We start from the raw sequence: 24,082 nt of genomic DNA on the forward strand, positions 1-24,082 counted from the left end.
TACAGCATCAAGCCATTGTTCATTATTCATTTCCTTTCGGAAGGGGCGGTGGCAATGCTGAGAACAGGAGGTAGCCATGACCACCACGGCAAGCACCATCGCGGGACGCACGACCGGCAGCGACGCGGCGCACGACCGCCGGATCACCATCGCGTTGTTCGCGGCGGGCCTCACCACCTTCGCCTCGATGTACAACTCGCAGGCGCTGTTGCCCAGCCTGTCCACGGCGTTCGGCGCCACGCCCGCCCGCGCGGCGCTCGCGGTCTCGCTCACCACCGGCTGTCTCGCGCTGGCCATCGTGCCGGTGAGCGCGCTGTCCAGCCGGATCGGCCGGACCAGGGTGATGACCGGTTCGGCGGCGGCCGCCGCGGTCATCGGCCTGCTGGTTCCATTCAGTCCCTCGCTCGACGCGCTGCTGGCCGGACGGGCGTTGCAGGGCATCGCGCTGGCCGGGGTTCCGGCGGTGGCGATGGCGTATCTGGCGGAGGAGATCGGCGCCGAAGGGCTCGGCGCCGCGATGGGCGTGTACGTCGCGGGCACCACGATCGGTGGTCTGGCCGGACGTCTGATTCCCTCGTTCACCCTCGACGTGGCGTCCTGGCGGTGGGCAGCGGCGGCGGTCGGCGTGGCCGCCGCGGCCTGCACAGTGTGGTTCGTCCGGCTGTTGCCGCCCTCACGCGGCTTCGTCGCGCGGCCCGCCGGACTGCGCACGGTCTTCGGCGATCTCGGGCGGCAGCTGCGGCACCGTCAGCTGCTCGCGCTGTTCGGCTTGGCCTTCGTCCTGATGGGCGGCTTCGTCTCGATCTACAACTTCCTCGGCTACCGGCTCACCCAGCGACCCTTCGAATTGCCCGCGGCGGTGGCGGGTTCGGTGTTCCTGCTGTACTTGGCGGGCACCGTGACGTCGGCGTGGGGCGGTCGCCTGGCCGACCGCGTCGGCAGGCAGCGGATGCTGACCGCGTCGATGGCGGTGATGGGCCTCGGGCTGGCGTTGAGCGTGCCGGATCGGCTTGGCTGCGTCGTCGCGGGCGTATTGCTCTATACCGCGGGCTTTTTCGCCGCGCACACGGTCGCGAGCGCCTGGGTCGGCACGCTGGCCCGCGGCAATCGCGGGGCCGCCTCGTCGCTGTACCTGTTCTTCTACTACCTCGGCAGCGCGGTCGTCGGCGGCCTGTCCGGCCTCGCCTTCGCGCACGCGGGCTGGGTGGGTCTGGTCGGGGTCGTCGGCGCGCTGCTCGCGGCCGGGGCGGCCCTGTTCGCCGTCGCGACGATCCGTTCTCGCGACGCCGTTCCGTCCGCCGCGGCGTCGCCGGTGGAGTCGCGCCCCACGGCGAAACTCTGCCGATAGACCCGCAGACATTCTCCGACAACGGATTCGACTCTGGCGACCGGAGCGATCGTCAGGTCGACTCCCGATTCTCCAACCCAACCGCATCGGCCAATTCGGCTCGGTGGCGGCGCAATTCGGGGTGGTCGGCGCTGAGCTCGTCCATCAAATCCGCCATCGCGTCGGCGATCGCGTTCAGCTTCTGCTGTAGCGCTTCGTCGGAGCGCGATTCGGTGTTCTGCAACAGGGCCACCATCAGGAAGGTGATGATCGTGGTGGCGGTGTTGATCACCAGCTGCCAGGTGTCGATCGAGGGCAGCACCAGGAACGTCGGCGCCCACAGCACCACGAGCAGCACGCAGAACATGAAGAATCCGGCCCGCGACGCCACACTGCTCGCCGCGGTGGCGAACTTGTCGAACACCGACAGCTTGCCGCTCACCTCGGACGGCATCGCGCCCCGCTCACCCTTGGCTTTCGCCTTCTCGTCCACTACGGAAACCAGCCCTTCCACATCCCGGTGCGGCCACGTCGGCTACCTGCGGGATATCCCCCGCCGTTGAGCCCAAACGGGGCGGATCGGCGATGCCACGGCGCGCCGGCCAAAAGGCAGGAGGCCGAACACGATCCGGCCGCTCACCAGCGCGCGGTCAGCGCCCCCAACGCGCCGAGCGCGACCGCGGCCGCGGTGGACGTGCGCAGCACCGTCGGCCCCAGCAGTACGACATCCGCTCCGGCCGTACCGAGTTCGGCCAGCTCGGCGTCGTCGAGTCCGCCTTCGGGGCCCACGATCAGCACCACCTCCGGCGCGTCCCCGAACGGCAGCTCGGTGAAACGACCGCCGCCGGATTCGTGCAGCGCGGCCACGATCCCGCCTTCGGCCTTGGTCTTGCGCACCAGCTCGAGCAGATCGCGGGTGCGGTGCAGATCGGCGACCTCGGGAATGTAGGCGCGGCGGGACTGGCGGGCCGCCGAGCGCGCCGCGGCCCGCCACTTGTCGACGGCCTTGGCGGCCTTGCCCTCCCAGTTCGCCACGCAGCGCGCGGCCTGCCACGGCACGATGACATCGGCGCCCGCCTCGGTCATCAGCTCGACGGCCAGCTCCGATCGGTCCGACTTCGGCAGCGCCTGCACCACCGTGACGCGCGGCGAAACCGGTCGCGCCACGGTCTTGTTCAACACCTTCAGGTCGAGCCGGTCGCGCTGGGCGGCGACGACCTCCGATTCGGCGAGCACACCGCGTCCGTCGGACAGAGTGATCGGCTCGCCGACCCGGATGCGCCGCACGGTCGCGGCGTGCCGCCCCTCCGGACCGTCGAGCACCGCGATCGCGCCGGGCTCGGGAATGTCGTCGAGGTAGAAGACCGTGGCGGCCAACGACTCAGCGCCCGCTGAACGAGGCGCGCAACCGCGCGAACAGGCCGCTGTTGTGCTCGGACTGCGCCGTCATCACCTCGGCGCGGTCGCGTTCGCGCATGCCCTTGTACTTGCGCAGTAGATCGGTCTGCTTGCTGTCCAGCTTGGTCGGCACCACGATGTCCAGGTGCGCGATCAGGTCACCGCGGGCGCCCGAGCGCAGCCGCGGCATGCCGTGTCCGCGCAGCACGGAGACTTCGTTGGGCTGGGTGCCTGGCGCGATGGTCAGCTCGGTGGGGCCGTCCAAGATCGTGTCGATGACCACGGTGGTGCCGAGCGCGGCGTCCACCATCGGCACCCGGATGGTGCAGTGCAGGTCGTCGCCGTCGCGGACGAACACGTCGTGCGGCTGCTCCACGATCTCCACGTACAGATCGCCCGCGTGGCCGCCGCCCGGACCGACCTCGCCCTGCGCGGCCAGCCGGACCCGCATGCCGTTGGCCACACCCGCCGGGATGGGCGCGGCGATCTCGCGACGAGCGCGAACCCGGCCGTCGCCGCCGCATTTGTGGCAGGGGTCGGGGATGGTCTCGCCCGCGCCGCGACAGGTCGGGCACGGCCGCGAGGTGAGCACCTGGCCGAGGAACGAGCGCTGCACGGACTGGACTTCGCCCGCGCCGCCACAGGTTTCACAGCGCACCGGCTTGGAGTTGCCGTTGGTGCCCGCGCCGTGGCAGTTGTCGCACAGGATGGCGGTGTCGACGGTCAGGTGCTTGGTGACGCCCACCGCGCATTCGGCGAGGCTGAGGCGGGTGCGCAGCAGCGAGTCGGCGCCGGGCTGCACCCGGCCGCGCGGCTTGCGCTGACCACCGCCCGCGCCGCTCATGCCGCCGAAGAACGCCTCGAACACGTCGCCGAGTCCGCCGAAGCCCGCGCCGGAGAACCCCGCGCCGCCACCGCCGGACTCGAGCGGGTCGCCGCCCATGTCGACGATCCGGCGCTTCTCCGGATCGGAGAGCACCTCGTAGGCCGCCGACACGTCCTTGAACTTGGCCTGGGCGGCCTCGTCGGGGTTGACGTCCGGGTGGAGTTCGCGGGCCAGCTTGCGGTAGGCGCGCTTGATCTCCTGGTCCGTCGCGTTCTTCGCGACGCCGAGCAGTCCGTAGTAGTCCCGTGCCACTTGAGTTCTCTAGTCCTTGGTCGCTGTGACTCGCCTGTGCCGCTCCAACCGAATGCCGACACCATCGGCATTAGTCGGATGCACTCAACTTTATCCGGCCAGAGGTTCGAGGGTAGCAGCGCCGTTGGCACGGTTCGGCGTCAGCGCTCGGCCAGCACCTCGCCGATGTAGCGCGCCACGGCCGCGACCGAGGCGATGGTGCCCGGATAGTCCATCCGCGTGGGGCCGAGCACACCCATACCGCCGAGCAACGTGCCCTCGACGCCGTAGCCGGTCGACACCACCGACGTGGTGCGCATCTGCTCGACTTGGGTCTCCTCGCCGATCCGCACCGTCACCGTGCCGGGATGCTGTGCGGCGGCGAGCAGTTTCAGCACGATCACCTGCTCTTCCAGCGCCTCCAGCACCTGACGCAGCGAGCCGGGCAGACCGAAATCGCCGGCGTTGCGGGTGAGGTTCGCGGTGCCGCCGAGCACCAGCCGCTCCTCGGGATGCTCGACCAGGGTCTCCACCAGCACGGTCGACACCCGGATCAGCACGTCGCGCAGCTGGCGCGGGGCGCGCTCGGGAAGTTCGGCGACCGAGGCCGAGGCGGCGGCCAGGCGCTTGCCGTCCATCGCGCCGCCGAGCATGGCGCGCAACGCGGCCAGGTCCTCGTCATCGATCACCGCGCCCAGCTCGACCAGGCGCTGATCGACACGGCCGGTGTCGGTGATCACCACGAGCAGCAGCCGCGCCGGATTCAGCGCGACGACCTCGATGTGGCGCACCGTCGACGCTGACACCGTCGGGTACTGCACCACCGCGACCTGCCTGGTCAGCTGAGCGAGCAGCCGCACGCCGCGGCGCAGCACGTCGTCGAGATCGACGCCGGATTCCAGGAACTCCATGATCGCGCGCCGTTCGGCGGGCGAGAGCGGCTTCACCTCGGAGATCCGGTCGACGAACTGCCGGTAGCCCTTGTCGGTCGGGATGCGCCCGGAGCTGGTGTGCGGCTGGGTGATGTAGCCCTCGGCCTCGAGCACCGCCATGTCGTTACGGACCGTCGCGCTGGAGACACCCAGATTGTGCCGTTCCACCAAGGTTTTCGAGCCGATCGGCTCCTTGGTGGCGACATAGTCCGCGACGATCGCGCGTAGGACCTCGAAGCGCCGATCCTCGGTGCTCGACATCGGCCCCACCTCCTCGCCTTCTCGATACTCCGCGGGCCCGCCGACGCATTCGGGGGCGCGTGAAACGCCGCGGCCTCCCGGTCGTCTGAGTATCCAGTTTAGTTGCCGACCCGCAAATCGCCCGTCCGCCAGGCACGCGACAGGGCCGCAAGCAGGCATTGTCGGCGAAGATATCGCGAACCGCAACGGGCACGGTCGGACAGCCCGGGCGCCCACGCCGGGCATCGGACGGTAGTGCCGCCCGGTTCGCGACGCTCAGCGGCTGTCGAAACCCTTGGCGCGCTTGCCCGCCATGGCGTCGAGCCCGAGCATGGCGAGCAGGGACTCGCAATCGGCGGCATCGTGGGCGTATCCGGCGACCGTGCGGGCGGCGATGGCGTGCTGGCGTGCGCTCTCCGCCTTTTCGGCGGCTCTCGCCTCGGCGAATTCACCATGAACCGGAAACTGATCGACGTCTCGTGCCTGTGGCATAGGACTCCTCGGTGTCGAGCCGGAGCCTACGCGGGTTCTCCGATCTGCGATAGTTCTCACAACAGGACGTTCTCGGACACGTGTCACACCTCGGGTCACCACATCGTCGTCTCGGCGTAGGAATCGACATGGAGGAGTCACCGGATGCGAATCGCAGTAGTGGGCGCGAGCGGGCGGATCGGCCACGAAGTGGTCGACGTGCTGAGGGACCAGGGCCACGAGGTGGTGGCGATCAGTCGTGGTGCGGGCGTGGACGTCTACACCGGCGCGGGATTGGCCGGCGCACTGGCCGGGGTGGACATCGTGGTCGACGCGGTCAACGCGAACACCACCGACACCGCGGCCGTGACGGACTATTTCCGCACCATCGCGCGCAACGTGCAGCAGGAAGCGGCCGCGGCTGGCGTGCGGCGGATCGCGGTCCTCTCGATCATCGGCATCGATGAGTTCACCGCGGGGCACTACGCCGGGAAGCTCGCGCACGAGGCGGCCTACCGCGAAGGACCGGTGCCGGTGCGGGTGCTGCGCGCGGCGCAGTTCCACGAGTTCACCGAGATGATGCTCGACTGGACCACCCGCGACGACGCGGCCTACGTGCCGCGCTACCGCGCACAGCTCGTCGCGGCGCGCGTCGTCGCCGAAGAACTGGCCGCGCTCGCCGTCGCCGACGAGTCGTCCGACCTAGTCGAGATCGCGGGCCCCGAGGAGTTGAACCTCGCCGCGGCAGTGACGAAACTCGCCGCACGCCTGGGCAAACCGTCCCGCGTCGAGGAGATCGTCGACACCGAGGACCCCGACCACGAGCTCCAAGCCGCGGGTGCGCTGCTCCCCGGACCGAACGCGATCCTGGCGGGGCCGACGTTCGACGAATGGCTGGACCGCAAGTACCCGGCGCGGTAGTCGCCGCGAAATGCACTGCGGCCGTGCAGGTTTTGAAGCCTTAGGCCAGTCGAACAGCTGCGGCCCTTCGGCCTCCGGCATCTCTACTGCTGCGCGTCCAGGCTTGCAAGAACGCTTGCGCGAGCGAGTGATCGGCGAGCCTGTCGCGCAGGCGGAGCGAAGGTGTTGTGGCCGCGGGGTTCAGGCGAGGAGGTCGCGCACCACACCGTCGGCCAGCAGGCGGCCGCGGTCGGTGAGGACCAGGTGGTCGTCGGACCGGAAGGCCAAGCCGCCGGAGATGACTCGGTCGACGGCGGGCGCGGCGGAGGGGGCGAGATCGGCCAGTGGGAGGCCGGTGCGGAGGCGCACCGTCAGCATGACGCGTTCGAGGTAGCGCTCGTCGTCGGTGAGGGCTTCCCAGCCTGCGGCGGGCAGTCCACCGCGGGCGACGCGCTCGGCGTACCGGGCCGGATGCTTGATGTTCCACCAGCGCACCCCGCCGAGGTGGCTGTGCGCGCCCGGACCGGCGCCGAGCCAGTCGCCGCCGTCCCAGTAGCCGAGGTTGTGCCTGCACCGAGCGGAATCGTTCGCCGCCCAATTGGATACCTCGTACCAGCCGAGTCCTGCGGCGGTGAGACGGGAGTCGATGCGTTCGTAGCGGGCGGCGAGCACGTCCTCGTCCGGCGCGGGCAGTTCGCCGCGGCGCACCTTGCGGGCCAGCGCGGTGCCGTCCTCGACGATGAGCGAATAGGCGGAGACGTGATCGACTCCGGCCTCGAGCACCGCGTCCAGGCTGGCGTCGAGATCGGCGTCGCGCTCGCCGGGCGTTCCGTAGATCAGATCCAGGTTGACGTGCTCGAAGCCCGCGGCGCGCGCCTCGCGGGCGGCGGCGACCGCGCGGCCCGGCGTGTGGGTGCGGTCCAGCACGGCGAGAACGTGCCGGGCGGCCGACTGCATCCCCAGCGAGACGCGGGTGTACCCGGCCGCCCTGATGCGCGCGAAGAACTCCGGCGACGTGGATTCCGGATTCGATTCGGTGGTCACCTCGGCGTCGGGCGCGAGGGTGAACGCCGAGCGGACGGCGTCGAGCACCTCGGCGAGACCATCGCCACCGAGCAGCGACGGCGTGCCGCCGCCGACGAAGACGGTCGAGACCTCGGGCGTGGCCGAGGGCAGCCTGCCGAACTGCTCGGCGGCTTCGATCAGTTCGCCGCGCAGCGCCGCGAGCCACGACTGCGGCGAGGCCGAACTGCCCAGCTCACCGGCGGTGTAGGTGTTGAAATCGCAGTATCCGCAGCGCGTCGCGCAGAACGGCACGTGCACGTACACGCCGAACGGGCCGCCGCCGAAGTCGCGCAGCTCGGGCGCGTCGGCGTCGATCTCCGAGAGGGGTACGGCGGAACTCACCTGTCCAGTGTGCCCGCCGAACCGCCAGACCCTCCGGCCGGGGACCATCGGGCGCCCAGGATGTGCCGACGATCTCCGGTATCCGCCCGGTAACCGACTGACAAAAAAGTGCCTTCTTCCCAGTTCAGACGCGGTGCCCGAAGATCATCTCGGTTACCAGAAGTAACCGAGATGCTCATCAGGAACCGAGAAAGGACCGGCAATGCACGGCGACAAGAAGGCAGTGGTCACGGGCGGTACCCACGGAATGGGCTTGGCCATCGTCGAGGCCTTGCTCGACCAGAACGCGGAGGTGGTGCTGACCGGCCGCAATCAGAAGACGATCGAGCAGGCGCGCGAGCGGCTGGCCGGACGGAAGGCGCACGTGGTCGCCTCCGACGCGGCCGACATGGGCGACATCGAGGCGCTCGGCGCTCTGGTCGAGGAGCGGCTCGGGCGCGTCGACGCGCTGTTCGTCAATCACGGGACCGCCGAGTTCCAGACTCTCGAGGAGGCCACCGAGGAGTCGTTCGACCGGCAGTTCGCCATCAACACCAAGGGCGCTTTCTTCACGGTGCGCAGGCTGGCCCCGCTGCTCGCCGACGGCGGCTCGATCGTCTTCACCACGGTGGCCAACGACGTCATCTTCCCCGGCCTCAGCGCGTACTCCGGGTCGAAGGAGGCGCTGCGCGCGATATCCCAGGTGCTGGCCGCCGAGCTGCTGCCGCGCCGGATCCGGGTCAACGCCGTGGCGCCGGGCTTCATCGAGACCCCCACGATGGGCGTGGTCGGCCTGACCGCCGAACAGCGCGCCGATTTCCTGCGGCAAGGCGAGCAGAGCACGCCGCTGCGCCGTAACGGCACCGTCGATGAGGTCGCCAAGGCAGCGCTGTTCCTCGCCTTCGACGCCACTTTCACCACGGGCGTCGAACTGCCGGTCGACGGCGGCTGGGGCCAGGGCCTCGGCGGCACCCATCAGGACGAGGCGGCCTGAGCGCACGGCGGCGCGAAACACCTCGCGCCGCCTCCGATTCGAAAGGCCTTGCGGCACCGCGTCGCCGGGCTGGCGCGGACAGCGCCCCGGCCGATGCGGCACCGAAGACTACGCGAAGCGAACGTCCGCGGTGGCGAGACCGAACACCTTGCGCCCCGCGGACTTCGCGACGATGACCACGACAGCGCTCCTGCTCTCGGGGTCGACCGACTTGATACGCCCGGTGAACTCGACGCTCCCTGCGGAACCGGCTTCGACGACGGTGTAGTTCGACAGCCGGACCGCGTACTTGGTGATCGCGCCCGGGTCACCGAGCCAACCGGTGACGAAGCCTGCTCCCAGGCCCATGGTGAGCATGCCGTGCGCGATCACATCGGGCAGACCCGCGAGCGCGGCCACCCCGTCGTGCCAGTGGATCGGGTTCGCATCTCCGGAGACTCCGGCGTAATTCACCAGATCGCCCCGCGTCAGCCGCACGATCCGACTGGGAAGCTCGTCACCGACGGCGATGTCCTCGAATCGGATCGCGGTATGCGGGACGCGCGTCCGCGAGATCGAGGACAGGAGTGAGCCGGTCTCGGAAACCGGGTTCGCCCCGGTTTGCGCTGGTGCCGCCGAGGCCGCGGGACGAGAAGCCATGTCGATACCGTGCATGACCACACGATCGATCGCCTCGCCGATACCGGCGTCGATGTCGTCGCCGGTGATGCCGACGATGGTCGTATGCATGATCTGCACGACCTCGCCGGTCTGATCGACGAAGGTGTTGGTGACGGTGAGCAGGTCCTTGCCCGCGATGCGGCGAACACCGGACAGTTCGACATCGCTGACCAGCCGGTCGCCGGTGAGCACCGGCTTGTACATCTCGAAGACCTGATCGGTCTGCACGAACACGTCGTAGCCGGTGATGACCGTTTCGAAGAGCTTGCGGTTGGCCAGCATCGCGGGAGTCGAGATGAACGTGGTCGGCGCGATCAAACCGGCGTACCCGAGATCGCCCGCGGCGTCCTCGCTCCAGTGCGCCGGATGGAAGTCCTGCACGGCTCGCGCGTACTCGCGGATCTTCTCCCGACCCACTTCGTAGTAGTCGTCCGTACGGTAGCGATGCCCTACCAGTCCGGCCACATCGAACGTCGCTTCCACCAAGCCGCTCCTCGCTCCGAGTTCCTGACGCGCGCTCAGCGTCCTGACGACCGAACTCACGCGACACCACCCTCCCACATGACACGGCGCCGTGGCCGCGCGAACCGAACGACGCCGCGCGACCACGAACGAACCGGGTTCACTCCGCCATGATCGGCGTGTTCTGGTTCGCGGTGAGCAGCCAGCGGCCGTCTTCCTTGGCCATCACGTACATCGGGGTGCCCTCGCTCTCCAGAACGCCATCGTTGGTGAAGTACCGCTGGCGCACCTTCACCGCGGCCACGTCGGGGCGGATGAACAGCACGTGCTCGAGTTCGTAGGTCGCCTTGCCGTGCGCGGTCGCGCCGGGCAGCACCGCGGCGGTGAACTCGGCGATGGCGTCGCGGCCGAAAAGGCGCTTGCCGTGACCGGTGGTCCAGATGGCGTCCTCGCGGAACAGCGCGACGAATTCGTCGACGAGTTCGTGCTGCTGCACGTGCTCCACAGTGGCGACGATCTGACGGATGGCGGCTACTTCGACTTCTGCGTCGACAGGTGCGGTACTCATGGGACACACACTCGTACCTCGAGGTAACTCGAGGTCAATGGAGCGTGCCGCGGTTCACATCGGACACTTCGGGCGAATCACCGGCCGCATTCGCGCCGGGAAATATGACGACCGTCACAAATAGACCCCGCGGTCCAGGGAATTTCCCCCTATTTCGCGGGGAATACCGGGATGACGGTCTGAACGCCCTTTCTGACGTGGCACAATGGCCTTCATGCGCGCATCGGGAGTACGACTTGTGGCACGTCGCCACGTCGACTACAAGCGCGTCTGTAGCGCCTGCTGTCTGCCCGGCTCTCACCGGTAGCTCAGCGGCGCCCTTCTTCCGGTCTCCCGGCGATCCCATCGCATCGGTCCGCTGATACCGCGGACGCGAGTTCCGCCCAGCCCCTACCCGCCCCGCCGGCTTCGCCGGCTGCCATCCCCGATGCGCCCTCAGCACGGATGTACCACCCACCCAGCAGGAGCGACCTCATGACGTCGAGCACCGACGCCGGTCCCAGCGATCAGCCGACCCCCCGGCAGGCGCGTCCCGAACGCCCGGCCACCGAGCGCCGCGTACGGCCGGACCGCCCGCGTCCCGAGGCGTCGACGGCGCCGCGCGCCCGCACCGGCAAGCCCGTGCGCCGCAAGTCGGAGGGTCAGTGGGCCCTCGGCTACCGGGAGCCGCTGAACCCGAACGAGCAGAGCAAGAAGGACGACAACCCGCTCAACGTCCGCGCCCGCATCGAGAACATTTACGCCAAGGGCGGATTCGACAGCATCGACAAGGCCGACCTGCGCGGCCGGTTCCGCTGGTGGGGCCTCTACACCCAGCGCGAGCAGGGCTACGACGGCACCTTCACCGGCGACGAGAACATCGACTTGCTCGAGGCCAAGTACTTCATGATGCGGGTGCGCTGCGACGGCGGCGCGCTGAACGTCGCGCAGCTGCGCACGCTCGGCCAGATCTCCACCGAGTTCGGCCGCGACACCGCCGACCTGTCCGACCGCGAGAACGTCCAGTACCACTGGATCGAGATCGAGAACGTGCCGGAGATCTGGCGGCGGCTCGAGGAGGTCGGCCTGCAGACCACCGAGGCGTGCGGCGACTGCCCTCGCGTCGTGCTCGGTTCGCCGCTGGCCGGTGAATCGCTGGACGAGATCATCGACACCACCCCGGCGATCCAGGAGATCGTGCGCCGCTACATCGGCGACAAGAAGTACTCGAACCTGCCGCGCAAGTTCAAGACCGCGATCTCGGGTCAGCAGGACGTGGTGCACGAGATCAACGACGTCGCGTTCATCGGCGTCGAGCACCCGGAACACGGTCCCGGACTGGATCTTTGGGTGGGCGGTGGCCTGTCCACCAACCCGATGCTCGCCCAGCGCGTCGGCGCCTGGGTTCCGCTGGACGAGGTGCCGGACGTGTGGGAGGCCGTCGTCTCCCTCTATCGCGACTACGGCTACCGTCGCCTGCGCACCAAGGCGCGGCTGAAGTTCCTGGTCAAGGACTGGGGCATCGAGAAGTTCCGCGAGGTGCTCGAGGAGAAGTACCTGAAGCGCAAGCTGATCGACGGCCCCGCGCCCGAGCAGCCCGCCAAGCCGATCGATCACGTGGGCGTGCAGCGACTGCGCAACGGCCTCAACGCCGTCGGCTTCTCCCCCATCGCGGGTCGCGTCTCCGGCACCGTCCTGACCAAGGTGGCCGACGCCGTCGAGAAGATCGGCGCCGACCGGATCCGCTTCACCCCGTACCAGAAGCTGATCGTGCTCGACGTCGCCGACGACAAGATCGAACAGCTCATCACCGAACTGGAACCGCTCGGCCTGCAGGCCCGTCCGTCCATCTGGCGGCGAAACCTGCTGGCGTGCAGTGGCATCGAGTTCTGCAAGCTCTCCTTCGTCGAGACGCGCAAGCGCTCCCAGGTGCTCGCGCCGGAGCTCGAGCAGCGGCTCGCCGACGTCAACGCCCAGCTGGACGTGCCGATCACGGTGAACATCAACGGCTGCCCGAACTCCTGCGGCCGGTCCCAGATCGCCGACATCGGCTTCAAGGGCCAGCTGGTGGACGACGGCGAGGGGAATCAAGTCGAGGGCTTCCAGGTTCACCTCGGTGGCAGCCTCGGACTCGACAGCGGCTTCGGCCGAAAGCTGCGCCAGCACAAGGTGACCAGCGCCGAACTCGGCGACTACATCGAGCGCGTGGTGCGCAACTTCGTCAAGAACCGGAACGCGGACGAGCGGTTCGCCCAATGGGCGGTGCGCGCCGACGAGGCCGACCTGCGATGAGCACGATCGTGACTCGGCTGACGGGAGATCAACTGTGACAACCAAACTCGCGAACAAGCTCGCCGAAGACGAGCTGCGGGCGATCGCCGAACGCGGTGCGGCCGAACTCGGCCCCGACGCCTCGGCGGCCGACCTGCTGCGCTGGACCGAGGAGACCTTCGGCTCCAGCTACATCGTCGCCTCCAACATGCAGGACGGCGTGCTCGTGCACCTCGCCGCGCAGGTCCGTTCCGGCGTCGACGTGCTGTTCCTGGACACCGGCTACCACTTCGCGGAGACCATCGGCACCCGCGACGCGGTCGAGGCCGTGTACGGGGTCAACGTGGTCAACGTCCGCCCGGAGCACACCGTCGCCGAACAGGACGAACTGCTCGGCAAGGACCTGTTCGCGCGTGACGCGGGCGAGTGCTGCCGCCTGCGCAAGGTCGTACCGCTGAAGAAGTCGCTGGCGGGCTACAACGCCTGGGTCACCGGTATCCGCCGGGTGGAGGCTCCCACCCGCGCCAACGCGCCGCTGATCTCCTACGACGAAGCCTTCGGCCTGGTGAAGATCAATCCGATCGCGCCGTGGTCCGACGACGAGATGCAGTCCTACATCGAACAGCACGGCATCCTCGTCAATCCCCTGGTGGAGGAGGGATATCCGTCCATCGGCTGCGCTCCGTGCACACGGAAGCCGGAGCCGGGATCCGATCCGCGAAGCGGCCGTTGGGCCGGCCTCGCCAAGACCGAATGCGGGTTGCACCAATCATGACCGAGATCATCAGTGAACGCTCCCTTGGCATCACCGACTTCGACACCCTCGCGGCGTTGGAGTCGGAGGCCATCCACATCTTCCGCGAGGTGGCGGGCGAGTTCGAGCGGCCGGTGATCCTGTTCTCCGGCGGCAAGGACTCCACGGTGCTGCTGCACTTGGCGCTCAAGGCCTTCTGGCCCGCGCCGCTGCCCTTCGCGCTGCTGCACGTGGACACCGGCCACAACCTGCCCGAGGTGCTGGAGTTCCGTGACAAGGTGGTCGAGAAGTACGGGCTGCGCCTGCACGTCGCCAGCGTCGAGGACTACCTGGCCGACGGCAGGCTCACCGAGCGCCCGGACGGCATCCGCAACCCGCTGCAGACCGTGCCGCTGCTGGACGCCATTACCGAGAACCGTTTCGACGCGGTGTTCGGCGGCGGCCGCCGCGACGAGGAGCGCTCCCGCGCCAAGGAGCGAATCTTCTCGCTGCGCAACGCCTTCGGTCAGTGGGACCCGAAGCGCCAGCGCCCCGAGCTGTGGAACCTGTACAACGGCAGGCACGCTCCTGGCGAGCACGTGCGCGTGTTCCCGCTGAGCAACTGGACCGAGCTCGACATCTGGCGCTACATCGCCAGGGAGAACGTCGAACTCGCGACCATCTACTACGCGCACGAGCGCCCGGTGTACCAGCGCGACGGCATGTGGATGACGCCGGGCGTCTGGGGCGGCCCGCGCGAGGGCGAAGTGCTGGAGACCCGTTCGGTGCGGTACCGCACCGTCGGCGACGGATCCACCACCGGCGCCATCATTTCCGACGCGGCCGACAACGAGGCGATCCTCGCCGAGGTAGCCGCGTCCCGATTGACCGAACGTGGCGCCACCCGAGGCGACGACCGAGTCTCCGAAGCCGCGATGGAAGACCGCAAGCGAGAGGGTTATTTCTGACATGTCCGACCTATTGAGGCTGGCCACCGCCGGTTCTGTCGACGACGGTAAGTCCACCTTGGTCGGACGGCTGCTCTACGACACGAAGTCCGTGCTGGCCGACCAGATCGACGCTGTCACCCGCGCGTCGGTGGACAAGGGTCTGGCCACCCCGGATCTCTCGCTGCTCGTGGACGGGCTGCGCGCGGAGCGGGAGCAGGGCATCACCATCGATGTCGCCTACCGCTACTTCGCAACGCCCAAGCGGTCTTTCGTGCTCGCGGACACCCCCGGGCACGTGCAGTACACCCGCAACACCGTTTCCGGCGCGTCCACCGCGCAGCTGGTGATCCTGCTCGTCGACGCGCGCAAGGGCGTCATCGAGCAGACCCGCAGGCACGCGGCGGTGCTCGCGCTGCTCGGCGTGCCGAAGCTGGTGCTCGCGGTGAACAAGATCGATCTGGTGGACGACCCCGCCACGGTGTTCGCCGAGATCTCCGCCGAGTTCAACAAGCTCACCAGCACCCTGGGCTGGGCGGCCGAGGACGTGCTGGAGATCCCGGTCTCCGCGTTGCACGGCGACAACATCGCCAGCCGCTCCGAGAACACCCCGTACTACGACGGGCCGTCGCTCATCGAGCACCTGGAGTCGGTGCCGGTCGACGCCGACAGCACCGGCGCGCACTCCCTCGGTCTGCGTTTCCCGGTGCAGTACGTGATCCGCCCGCGCACCGCCGAATACCCCGACTACCGCGGCTACGCGGGTCAGATCGCGGCCGGTTCGGTGGCGCCCGGCGACGAGATCGTGGTGCTGCCCTCCGGTGTGCGCACGACGGTGGAGCGCATCGACACCCCGGACGGCGAGCTCGCCGTCGCGCAGGCCGGGCGCAGCGTGACGCTGATCCTGACCGACGAGGTCGACATCTCCCGCGGCGACATCATCGCCGCCGTGGCCGACGCGCCGGAGCCGATCGACAGCTTCGACGCGACGGTCTGCTGGCTGGGTGACAAGCCGCTGCGCCCCGGCGCCCGACTGCTGGTCAAGCATGGCACCCGCACCACCCAGGCCATCGTCGGGGCGCTCATCGAACGCTTCGACGAGCAGCGGCTCGCCGCGGACCCGAACCCGGAAGCGTTGGAGCTCAACGACATCGGGCGCATCTCGGTGCGGGTCGCCGAGCCGATCGCGGCCGACGACTACCGGGCAAACCGGCACACCGGCAGCTTCCTGCTGATCGACCCCGCGGGCGGCAACACGCTCGGCGCGGGCCTGGTCGGCGATGTGCTGACCGCGGTCGAGGTCGGCACCGGAGCCTGAGGATGACCGACGTGTTCGCCGCGCGCGGCATCGGCGCGCCGCCGGTGCCGCCGCGCGGCGACCGTCGATTCACCGCTCCAGCGCGAATCGCTACCGCACCCGCGTTGATAGCGGTCGCGCACGGCAGCCGTGATCCACGCTCGGCCGCCACCATGGCGGCCGTGGTCGCCGAGATCGCGGCCGCCCGGCCCGATCTCGATGTCCACCTCGCTTTTCTCGATCTGAGCGCGCCCTCGGTCGAGCAGGTGGTGGACGCAGTCGCGGCGCAGGGGCATACCCATGCGATCGTGGCGCCGCTGTTGTTGGGCAGCGCCTTTCACGCGCGGATCGACCTGCCCGGTCTGCTGGACGAGTGCCGCGCCAGGCACCCGCGACTGCGGCTCACGCAGGCGGACGTTCTCGGCCCCGATCCGCGCCTCATCGAGGCGTTGAAGGATCGCGCGGTGGAAGCCCTCGGGACAACGGACGGTCACAACACTCCGGCGGCATCGGACGTCCCGAACACCTCTCGGTCCCAGGCTGTTCCGGAACAAGACACACGCCTCGGCATCGCGGTGGCCGCCGTCGGCTCCTCGTCCCACGCCGCCAACGCACGCAGCGCCGACGTCGCCCGCCACCTGTCCGCGATGACCGGCTGGCCCACCGAAATCTGCTTCGCCACCACGGAACCCACCGTCCACGAAGCGGTTTCCCGCCTGCGCGCACGCGGCGCCGATCGCATCCTGCTCGCCCCGTGGTTCCTCGCCCCCGGCTTGCTCACCGACCGGCTGGCGACCGCTGCCCCCGACCTCGTGCACGCGAACGTCATCGGCGCGCACCCCGCCATGACCGAGATCGTCTGGGACCGCTACGACGCGGCACGCGCCGCCACCCTCTCCCTCTCCGCCTGAGCCTCGGCACGACTTCCGCAGCGCAAGTGCGTGGCAGCGTCGCGGACGGGCGCTCTTCAGCCGTTTCCCCTTCGCGCCGACACTCTTTCACGTCAGTAGGCGGTCGACGATCGCGCGGGCGGTGTGCACTGTGGTTTCGTCGCCGAGCTGGCGCGCCGTGCTGACCGCGCTGATGACGGCGTCCAGTTCGAAAGCGAGCGCGTCCGCGTCGCGGCCGGGCAGCTCACCCTGATCCTGGGCTTTGCGAATCTCGGTGGTGAGGAACTCGATCCAGTCCTCGTGGTCGGCGGCGACAGCGTCGCGCACCGGGCCCGGCCTGCTGTCGAATTCGACCAGGGTGGCGGTGCGGAAGCAGCCGCCGGGGAAGACCGGTTCGGTCACGTGGGTGAACCAGCGGTCGACCAACGCGCGGAGCCGCGGCACACCGCGCGGCACGCCGAGACTCGGCTCGATCACCCTGGCCGTGAAGACCTCGCGCGCGGCCTGCACCGCGGCGAGCTGGAGGGATTCCTTCGACCCGAAAAGCGTGGCGATGCCGCTCTTGCTGATCCCGAGGTCGGCGGCGAGTCGCCCGATGCTCACACCGTTGAGCCCTTCGACGGACGCCACATCGGCGGCGTGCCGGGCGATCGATGCACGGGAGCGGGCGCCTTTGGCCAGGCGCTGATCGGTTGTCGTCTCGGCCATGCCCCCATTGTTCCACCACAGTCTTGCAAATACGAACGGTCGGTCGTACTTTATTTACACGAACGGTCGTACGTTTTGTTCTCTCTGCTGCCGAAGGATCTCCCCATGACCGAGATGTCCACCCGGACCGCCAGTCCCCCCGCGACGAGCGCCACAACCACGCTGCTGATCGCCTGCGGCGCGGCGTTCATCGCCTTTCTCGACCTCTCTGTGGTCAACATCGCCTTCCCCGCCATCGCGCGCGACTACTCCGGCACCGCGGCGACCACGCTGACCTGGGTCGTCAGCGGTTACGCCGTCGCGTTCGCCGCACTGCTCACCCCCGGCGGTCGGTTCGCCGACGCGCTCGGGCGGCGCAGGCTTTTCCTCGTCGCGCTGGCCGGTTTCGCGCTCACCTCGCTGCTGTGCGGGCTGGCGCCGACCGCGGCGTGGCTCATCGCCGGACGCCTGCTCCAGGGCGCGACGGCCGCGCTCATGGTGCCCGCGGCGCTCGGCTTGGTCCTGAGCGTGACCCCGCGCGAGCGGATCGGCGCGGCCATCGGCGCGTGGTCGGCCGCGGGCGGATTCGCCGCGGTCGTCGGCCCTGCGATCGGCGGCGGCCTGGTGGAGGCCTTCGGCTGGCGCTCGGTCTTCGTGATCAACGTGCCGGTCGCGCTCGCGCTCGTCTTGGCGGGCGTGCGCATTCCGGTGTCCGATCCGCGAACCGTCGGCAGCGCGCTGCCGGACCCGCTCGGCACCGTGGCCGTCGCGCTCGGATTCGGCGGACTGGTCGCCGGAGTCACCGAAGGACAGCGGTGGGGCTGGTCCGCACCGGGCACGCTGACCGTCCTCGGCATCGGTGCGGCGCTGCTCGTCGCCGCGCTGGTTCGTTCGGCGCGACACCACAATCCGGCGATCGCGGTCGAACTCTGGCGCAGCAGGCCGTACGCGCTGGCCAATGCCGCGTCGTTCGTCTTCGGCGCGGCGATGTTCGCCTGGCTGCTGGCCGGACCGCTGTTCCTGGACGGGATCTGGGGCTACTCGGTGCTCGGCTCGGCGGCCGCGCTGACCGTCGGCGCCGTCGCGTCGATGGTCGGCGCCACCCTGGCGGGACGGGTCACCGCGCCCGCGGCGCGCCGCTGGGTCGGGGTGCTCGGTGCGCTGATGTTCGCCGCGACCCTCGTCTGGATGAGCACCGACACGTTCGGGCCGACGCCCGCGCTGTGGTCGGCGTGGATCCCCGCCGGACTGCTCGGCGGCGGCGCGGTCGGCATCGTGGTGACGACGCTGGGCACCGCCGCGGCGAGTTCGCTTCCGCCGCAGCAGTTCGCGGCGGGCATCGGTATGAACCTGACGGCGCGGCAGGTCGGCGGCGCGCTGGGCGTCGCCGTGCTCGCGGCGGTGTTCGCCGCCCATCCCGGTGACGCGCTCGCCGGCTTCCACACCCTCTTCGCGGTCTGCGCGGGCATCGCCGTGGTGGCGGCCTGCCTGTGCGCGGTACCGACCCGGCAGCCCGATCCGGCCGCCACCGCTGTCCCCGCCGACTAGGAGTCCTCGTGACGCACAACGACATTCACACCGAAGCCGACGACCCGATGCTGCTGAGCCCCGACGCCGCACACACACTGCTCAGGGACGTGCCGTGGCGCCGCTTCGCCGTACTCGGCGACTCCATCGCCCAGGGCGTCGGGGACCCGAGTCCCGGATACGAAGCCATGGGCTGGGCCGATCGCCTCGCCGCCGTGCTCAGGGCCGTGCGGCCCGGTCTCGCCTACCTCAACACCGGACGCATCGGAGCGACCACCACCCAGGTGCGCGACGAACAACTCCAGCGGGTACTGGATTTCGAGCCGGATCTGGTCCACGTGAGCTGCGGTGGCAACGATCTGTTCCTGCCCGGCGGCGATGTCGACGAGATGCGGGCGAACCTCGACGGATTGTTCGCCGCGGTGAGCCGCGGCGGCGCGCAGGTCTCGACGTTCACCCTCGCCGACGTCTGGGATGTCGAGCGGATGGCGCCGATGCGGCCGATGCGCGAGCGGATGGCCGTGCTCAACGACATCATCCGGGAGGTGGCCGATCGCTACGACGCGGTGCTCGTCGACTTCTGGGAGCACCCCCTGCGGCTGCGACCGCAGCTGATGAGCGCCGACCTGATCCACTTCACCACGAGCGGCCACGCGGTGGTCGCCACGGAAATGGTGCGCGCGCTGAGCGCGCGTGTTCTCGCCGACGCCGCGGCGAACTGAGCCGCCGACAACGAACTGGGCCGTGCCCCAGGGCTTTTCGCCCCGGGACACGGCCCAGTGGTCCGCACGGTTCTGCGGAACCGCGCTCAGCCCTCGATCAGGGCAGCACCTGCGGCACCGACTCCGGCGCGATGGCGCCGACGAGCAGGCCGACGACCGTACCGATGATCGCACCGTTGATCGCGCCCGCGATGCCGCACGGCACCGCCATGACGAGGAAGCCCGGCAGGCACGACGCCGCGGCGAGCACACCCGAACCCGCCGCACCTGCGGCAGCGCCCGCGGCCGCGCCGTTGGCCAGCGGGTCGGAGTTCTTCGCCTCCGGGTTCGTCGCGATCTCCTCGAGCGGAATGCCCGAACCCGCCGCGACGAACTGCACCGGCTCGGCGACCTGCTGCACGACCGGAGCGGGCGCCTGCACCGGAGCCGCCTGCGCGGGGGCGGCGACCCCGACGAGTGCGACTGCGGCCGCGAACGGCAGCACACCGGCGATCATCTTGCGGCCTGCGTTCTTGAAGGTCCCACGGACCATATTGGTTCCCATCTCTCCCCGACCCCCGATAGATATCGAATGTCATTGCGGTACATGACTGCTCCGCCTCGACTTGGAGCGAGGCGGAGCAAGATCATCTTGTCGCCGCATTCCCCAGGAGCGCAAAAACAGTGATGCGGATCACGGTTGGGAAAGGTTTAGGGACGGGCGTAGTCGGTCATGCAGGCATCCTGCCGGGCGGCTCAGAACACGAAGTGCGGGCCGTAGCCAGTCGTTTGCACGATGCCGTTGCGGGCGTCGGCACGCACAGTGAGGAAAGGAATGGCCGATGCCGGGGACAGGCATCCGTTGACATTCAGCGCGGTGTTGGAGTGCGTGAAAGTAAAGGGGAATATCGAATCCTCTTCCAATTCCGCCTCGACGATCGGCACGACGGTCACGCTGCCCGGGTTCAAGCTCACGGTGATCTCACCGCCGACTTCACCGAAGACCCCGAAGGAGACTTCCCCACCGAGATCGAGATCGAGAGCGATATCGGGCGGCATGTCCAGATCGAGGCCGAGACCGAGACCGAGAAGCCCGGGCGTCACCTGGATGTCGGCGCCGGTGGCCGCGGCGATGCTGATATCGATGCCCTCGGAGATGTCGACCGCGCAGCCGACCAGATATCCGGCCACGAGCAGACCCTCGCGCAGCGTCGAGGCTCCGTCGAGAGTAGCCGTGAAGTTTCCGGATACCTTGGCGGAATGCGCGAAAGGCACCCCCAAGGCGAGATCACCGGTGGACACGACGACATTGGTGTCCACCGCCGCGACCAGTCGCATCCCTCCCCCACTGGCCTCTCCCGGTTCGGCGTAGGCCGCGCTGCCGGAAACGGTGAAAGCGCCTGCGAAGGCCATCATCACCGCGGTGATCCCGGCCAGGACATGTGAATGCTTGCGGTTCATCGCGCTCCAGTCGAACGTCATCGAAACGGAACTTTCACAAACGAACTCGCACAACGACCGCGGATCGTATTCGGCGTGTGCGGGAAGGGCACGCAATCGATCGGGTTCAGCGCTGGTAACCGTACAGCAACGGTGAGTTGCCGATGAAGGCGGCACGCGGTACCGCGAGGAACCGCACCGGCTCGGCGAGCGGCGCACGACCGGCGCGAACGCCCGAACCAGCGCCGAGCAGCCGGTCGGTGGCCCCGAAGTGCGCCTCGAGTGCTGGCCACGCAGCGCCCGCTTCGGCTGAAAAGGGTTGGTTCGCAGCCGGTTCAGGCTACGGGGCCGACCCGTATCGTTGGACCAGTTTCGCACCGAGCCACGCGAGCTGCTCGCACACCTCCGGCGGGCCGAGCACCTCGATGTCCGCACCCCATCCCGCCAGCTGCTGGGCGATCATCCGCGGCGTCGGCGCGGTGACCCGAACCTGGACCCGCCCGTCGGCCACCGGACCGTCGACTTCGCAGTGCCTGCCCTGCTGATCACGCAGCACCGGGAGCAGTTCGGGCGCGATCAGGGCCGTGGCCGCGGTGGCCGCGCGCCGCTGCTCCATCGCCCCGACGACCTCCTCCCATGCCCCGGACAGGTCGAATTCGGACGGACGGTCGAAGGTTTCGTCGGTGCGGGACGCGTCCACGATCCGGTCCACCCGGAAGGTCCTGCTGCCCCGTTCGGTGCCCGCGATCAGGTACCAGATGGCGTCTTTGTCGACCAAGCCCCACGGATCGACCATCCGCGTGGTGCGCACACCCGCCCGCTCGTACTCCAGCCGCACCCGGCGCCGCTGAACAACCGCGCGCTGCAACAGATCCACCACGCCGGGCCGGTTCCGGTCGCGCTGCCCCCACCGCGCTGGATCGATGATCACCGCGTCGGCCGCCGCCTCGGCGTCGGCGCGGAAGGTCTGCGGCAGGGCCCGAACGAGCTTGCGCAGCGCGGATTTCACCTCCGGGTTCGCGCTGGCCGACGCGCCCGCCAGCAGGAACAGCGCCCGCGCCTCGGGTTCGGACAGACCGCTGAGATCCGTGCGCGCACCTCCTATCAGCGACCAGCCGCCGCCCCGGCCCGGCTGCGGATAGACCGGGATGCCCGCCGCGGAGAGCGCCTCGAGGTCGCGGCGAGCCGTCGCGACCGAGACCTCCAGCTCCTCGGCGACCTCCGCGGCGGTCACCCGGCCGCGGGCCTGCATCAGCAGCAAAGTGGCCACCAGACGATCCGCTCGCATATCCGAGATTCTGCCGCAAAAAGTGCTCAGTTGGTGAGCACTTTACCCGCGAGAATGGTTTCACCAGCGAAAACAGATCAGTGAAGACGAACCGAAGGAGCACCGACATGTTGCGTGGAATGGCCACCGTCACCTACTACGCCGACGACCTCGAGGCCGCGAAGGACTGGTACGCCGAATTCCTCGGCGTCGCGCCGTACTACCACGTACCGAACGGGTACTACGAGTTCCGCATCGGCGACTACCAGGCCGAGCTCGGCATCGTGAACCGCGCCTACGCGCCGCGGGGGGCGCACAACGAGCCGGGCGGCGGCGGCATCCTGAACTGGCACGTGGACGATCTGGAAGCCACCTTCCAGCGGCTGCTCGATCTCGGCGCCGAGGAGTACGACCCGATCACCCCGCGCGGCAACGGCGAAGGTTTCGTCACCGCCGCGGTGGTGGACCCGTTCGGCAACATCATCGGGATCATGTCCAACCCGCACTACCGCGAGGTCGTCGCCAAGACCGGCGGCGTGTAGGTCAGCGGAACCAGCGCTCCAGCACGGTGGCGACACCGTCGGCGGCGACGTCGCCGGTCACCTCGTCGGCCAGCGCGCGGATGTCGTCCGCCGCGTTGGCCATGGCGACGGAATACCCGGCCCAGCGCAGCATTTCGCGGTCGTTGTAGCCGTCGCCGATGGCCAGCGTCGCGGCGTGCGGAATGCCGAGGGCGAGGCGCAGTCGTTCCAGAGCCCATCCCTTGGACACCCCGCGCCGCGACACGGTCAGCCACGGGCCGAATTCTCCGTGAACCCAGCTCGCGTCGGGCACCTTGAAGGTCTGCAACAGAGCCAGCATCTCGTCCAGCGTCCCGTCCGGCCACCAGCCGTTGAGGCGGGGCGTCGGCTCGCTGCTCAGTGCGCCGTGGTCCACGAGAAGGTATTCGCCGATGGAGAATTCGCCGGGACTGTCACCGGTCGCCCAGGTGCCGACCCCGACCTTCTCCACCGCGAAGATCATCTTCGGGAACAGGGCGCGCAACGCGGCGACCGCGGGCGCCGGATCGAACGCCTGCACCGCCACCGGCACGCCCTTGGCCACATCGATGTGCACCGCGCCGTTGGAACACAGCGCGTGCCCCTCGACCAACCCGAGTTCGGCGAGCACCGGACGCGTCGTCAACAGCGTGCGTCCGGTCGTCACCACGACGTGCGCCCCGGCCGCGACAGCTGCCGCCACCGCCGCGGCCACCCGCGCACTGACCGGCGATCCCGTCTCGAGCAGCGTGCCGTCCACATCCAACGCGATCAGCCGCGGCCCTCCCCCATGCGCTTTCACCTGCCCATTGTGCCGTGTGGGGCGAACGCGCGTCCGCGGTTCGAGCAGGGTCCGATGCCGTGCGGGTCCATCGTGGCGCGATGACAGTCGTTGCCCCGCAGGGCCGCACGCGCGTGCGACGGCGTGCGTCGAACCCACCGAGGCTTCTGTCGACGGCAACGACAATGCCTGGCCGTGGGGTCCCGCTGATCAACGGCGCGAGTTTCCCCCGCCGCCAGCGGGACCTCGAGCCGCCGACCGCGCCACCCGAACCGGCCGCACCACCGGGACCGCCGGGCTTGGAACCTTCGCCCCCGGCCAACGACGTCCTCGGATCCGCCGACCGGTACTTCGTTCGCGGACAACGACAATGGACTCGACGTGGCGGTCACCAGATACTCAGCGGCGCGCACCACCGCCGCCACCTGCGCGACCAACAGACCTCGAGCCGCCGCCCGCGCCGCCGGAACCGGCCGCACCACCGGGGCCGCCGGGCTTGGAACCCTCGCCCGCGCCAACGGCGTCCTCGGATCCGCCGACCGGCACTTCGTTCGCGGACAACGACAAT

The 24,082-nt window shown here is 69.3% G+C and carries 25 protein-coding genes; 12 read left to right on the plus strand and 13 right to left on the minus strand.

All coding sequences use genetic code 11. From position 1 onward, the window contains the following. The first annotated feature begins 76 nt into the window (after positions 1-76). Entirely contained in the window at positions 77-1,348 is a 1,272-nt protein-coding gene (locus T333_RS16845; RefSeq protein WP_496425039.1) for an MFS transporter, read from the plus strand. Positions 1,349-1,400: 52 nt separating this feature from the next. Here T333_RS16845 and T333_RS16850 read toward each other — a convergent pair whose 3' ends face one another. From T333_RS16850 to T333_RS16870, 5 genes are all read right to left on the minus strand, one after another. Further along, on the minus strand, positions 1,401-1,781 hold the full coding sequence (locus T333_RS16850) for a low affinity iron permease family protein (protein ID WP_355001146.1): 381 nt from the start codon (positions 1,779-1,781) through the stop codon (positions 1,401-1,403). 182 nt (positions 1,782-1,963) lie between these two features. Then, complete coding sequence (locus T333_RS16855) at positions 1,964-2,704, minus strand: 16S rRNA (uracil(1498)-N(3))-methyltransferase (protein ID WP_355000754.1); 741 nt, start codon at positions 2,702-2,704, stop codon at positions 1,964-1,966. 4 nt (positions 2,705-2,708) lie between these two features. Beyond that, entirely contained in the window at positions 2,709-3,863 is a 1,155-nt protein-coding gene (gene dnaJ, locus T333_RS16860) for a molecular chaperone DnaJ (protein ID WP_355000755.1), read from the minus strand. A 140-nt stretch (positions 3,864-4,003) separates the two neighbouring features. Further along, entirely contained in the window at positions 4,004-5,035 is a 1,032-nt protein-coding gene (gene hrcA, locus T333_RS16865) for a heat-inducible transcriptional repressor HrcA (protein ID WP_355000756.1), read from the minus strand. Positions 5,036-5,290: 255 nt separating this feature from the next. Then, a complete protein-coding gene (locus T333_RS16870; protein WP_496425040.1) occupies positions 5,291-5,506 on the minus strand; it encodes a hypothetical protein in 216 nt (71 codons plus the stop codon). 144 nt (positions 5,507-5,650) lie between these two features. Here T333_RS16870 and T333_RS16875 point away from each other — a divergent pair, with 144 nt between their 5' ends. Next, positions 5,651-6,406, plus strand: coding sequence for an SDR family oxidoreductase (locus T333_RS16875; RefSeq protein WP_496425041.1), 756 nt, complete (start codon positions 5,651-5,653; stop codon positions 6,404-6,406). Between the two features lie 180 nt (positions 6,407-6,586). Here the strand turns inward: T333_RS16875 and hemW are convergent, their stop codons facing one another. Next, entirely contained in the window at positions 6,587-7,840 is a 1,254-nt protein-coding gene (gene hemW, locus T333_RS16880) for a radical SAM family heme chaperone HemW (protein WP_496425042.1), read from the minus strand. 154 nt (positions 7,841-7,994) lie between these two features. On the opposite strand from hemW, the gene T333_RS16885 reads away from it, so the two are divergent. Then, positions 7,995-8,765: an SDR family oxidoreductase gene (locus T333_RS16885; RefSeq protein WP_357251837.1), complete on the plus strand. Its 771-nt coding sequence runs from the start codon at positions 7,995-7,997 to the stop codon at positions 8,763-8,765. Positions 8,766-8,873: 108 nt separating this feature from the next. Here the strand turns inward: T333_RS16885 and T333_RS16890 are convergent, their stop codons facing one another. Both T333_RS16890 and T333_RS16895 read right to left on the minus strand, forming a co-directional pair. Further along, entirely contained in the window at positions 8,874-9,911 is a 1,038-nt protein-coding gene (locus T333_RS16890; RefSeq protein ID WP_496425313.1) for a fused (3R)-hydroxyacyl-ACP dehydratase subunits HadA/HadB, read from the minus strand. Between the two features lie 136 nt (positions 9,912-10,047). Beyond that, on the minus strand, positions 10,048-10,455 hold the full coding sequence (locus tag T333_RS16895; RefSeq protein ID WP_357251833.1) for an SgcJ/EcaC family oxidoreductase: 408 nt from the start codon (positions 10,453-10,455) through the stop codon (positions 10,048-10,050). 214 nt (positions 10,456-10,669) lie between these two features. Between T333_RS16895 and T333_RS16900 the strand changes: the two genes are divergently transcribed. From T333_RS16900 to T333_RS16925, 6 genes are all read left to right on the plus strand, one after another. Continuing rightward, a complete protein-coding gene (locus T333_RS16900; RefSeq protein WP_355000761.1) occupies positions 10,670-10,762 on the plus strand; it encodes an Ms4527A family Cys-rich leader peptide in 93 nt (30 codons plus the stop codon). A gap of 167 nt (positions 10,763-10,929) precedes the next feature. Then, positions 10,930-12,726: a nitrite/sulfite reductase gene (locus T333_RS16905; protein ID WP_355000762.1), complete on the plus strand. Its 1,797-nt coding sequence runs from the start codon at positions 10,930-10,932 to the stop codon at positions 12,724-12,726. Positions 12,727-12,760: 34 nt separating this feature from the next. Continuing rightward, the gene (locus tag T333_RS16910; RefSeq protein ID WP_355000763.1) at positions 12,761-13,480 is read left to right on the plus strand and encodes a phosphoadenylyl-sulfate reductase; all 720 of its coding nucleotides are present in this window, start codon (positions 12,761-12,763) and stop codon (positions 13,478-13,480) included. Beyond that, positions 13,459-14,406, plus strand: a complete 948-nt coding sequence (gene cysD, locus T333_RS16915) for a sulfate adenylyltransferase subunit CysD (RefSeq protein WP_496425043.1) — start codon at positions 13,459-13,461, stop codon at positions 14,404-14,406. Before T333_RS16910 ends, cysD begins: the two co-directional genes overlap by 22 nt. Before the next feature lies 1 nt (position 14,407). After that, positions 14,408-15,703 (plus strand): sulfate adenylyltransferase subunit 1, encoded by a 1,296-nt coding sequence (locus T333_RS16920; protein WP_355000765.1) that lies wholly within the window; start codon positions 14,408-14,410, stop codon positions 15,701-15,703. Between the two features lie 152 nt (positions 15,704-15,855). Next, positions 15,856-16,593, plus strand: coding sequence for a sirohydrochlorin chelatase (locus tag T333_RS16925; RefSeq protein ID WP_496425314.1), 738 nt, complete (start codon positions 15,856-15,858; stop codon positions 16,591-16,593). An 87-nt stretch (positions 16,594-16,680) separates the two neighbouring features. On the opposite strand, the gene T333_RS16930 is transcribed toward T333_RS16925, so the two are convergent. Continuing rightward, positions 16,681-17,280 (minus strand): TetR/AcrR family transcriptional regulator, encoded by a 600-nt coding sequence (locus T333_RS16930; protein ID WP_496425044.1) that lies wholly within the window; start codon positions 17,278-17,280, stop codon positions 16,681-16,683. Positions 17,281-17,385: 105 nt separating this feature from the next. On the opposite strand from T333_RS16930, the gene T333_RS16935 reads away from it, so the two are divergent. Continuing rightward, positions 17,386-18,807, plus strand: coding sequence for an MFS transporter (locus T333_RS16935; RefSeq protein ID WP_496425045.1), 1,422 nt, complete (start codon positions 17,386-17,388; stop codon positions 18,805-18,807). Positions 18,808-18,815: 8 nt separating this feature from the next. Beyond that, positions 18,816-19,508, plus strand: coding sequence for an SGNH/GDSL hydrolase family protein (locus T333_RS16940; RefSeq protein WP_496425046.1), 693 nt, complete (start codon positions 18,816-18,818; stop codon positions 19,506-19,508). Positions 19,509-19,605: 97 nt separating this feature from the next. On the opposite strand, the gene T333_RS16945 is transcribed toward T333_RS16940, so the two are convergent. From T333_RS16945 to T333_RS16955, 3 genes are all read right to left on the minus strand, one after another. Next, positions 19,606-20,052, minus strand: a complete 447-nt coding sequence (locus T333_RS16945; RefSeq protein ID WP_355000770.1) for a hypothetical protein — start codon at positions 20,050-20,052, stop codon at positions 19,606-19,608. A 191-nt stretch (positions 20,053-20,243) separates the two neighbouring features. After that, a complete protein-coding gene (locus tag T333_RS16950; RefSeq protein ID WP_496425047.1) occupies positions 20,244-21,146 on the minus strand; it encodes an MspA family porin in 903 nt (300 codons plus the stop codon). A gap of 121 nt (positions 21,147-21,267) precedes the next feature. Continuing rightward, positions 21,268-22,215 (minus strand): helix-turn-helix transcriptional regulator, encoded by a 948-nt coding sequence (locus tag T333_RS16955; protein ID WP_496425048.1) that lies wholly within the window; start codon positions 22,213-22,215, stop codon positions 21,268-21,270. Between the two features lie 107 nt (positions 22,216-22,322). Here T333_RS16955 and T333_RS16960 point away from each other — a divergent pair, with 107 nt between their 5' ends. Then, positions 22,323-22,736: a VOC family protein gene (locus T333_RS16960; RefSeq protein WP_355000773.1), complete on the plus strand. Its 414-nt coding sequence runs from the start codon at positions 22,323-22,325 to the stop codon at positions 22,734-22,736. A 1-nt stretch (position 22,737) separates the two neighbouring features. On the opposite strand, the gene T333_RS16965 is transcribed toward T333_RS16960, so the two are convergent. Continuing rightward, positions 22,738-23,535, minus strand: a complete 798-nt coding sequence (locus tag T333_RS16965) for an HAD family hydrolase (protein ID WP_357251803.1) — start codon at positions 23,533-23,535, stop codon at positions 22,738-22,740. Positions 23,536-24,082: the final 547 nt, after the last annotated feature.

Source organism: Nocardia sp. CNS-044 (assembly GCF_059570515.1).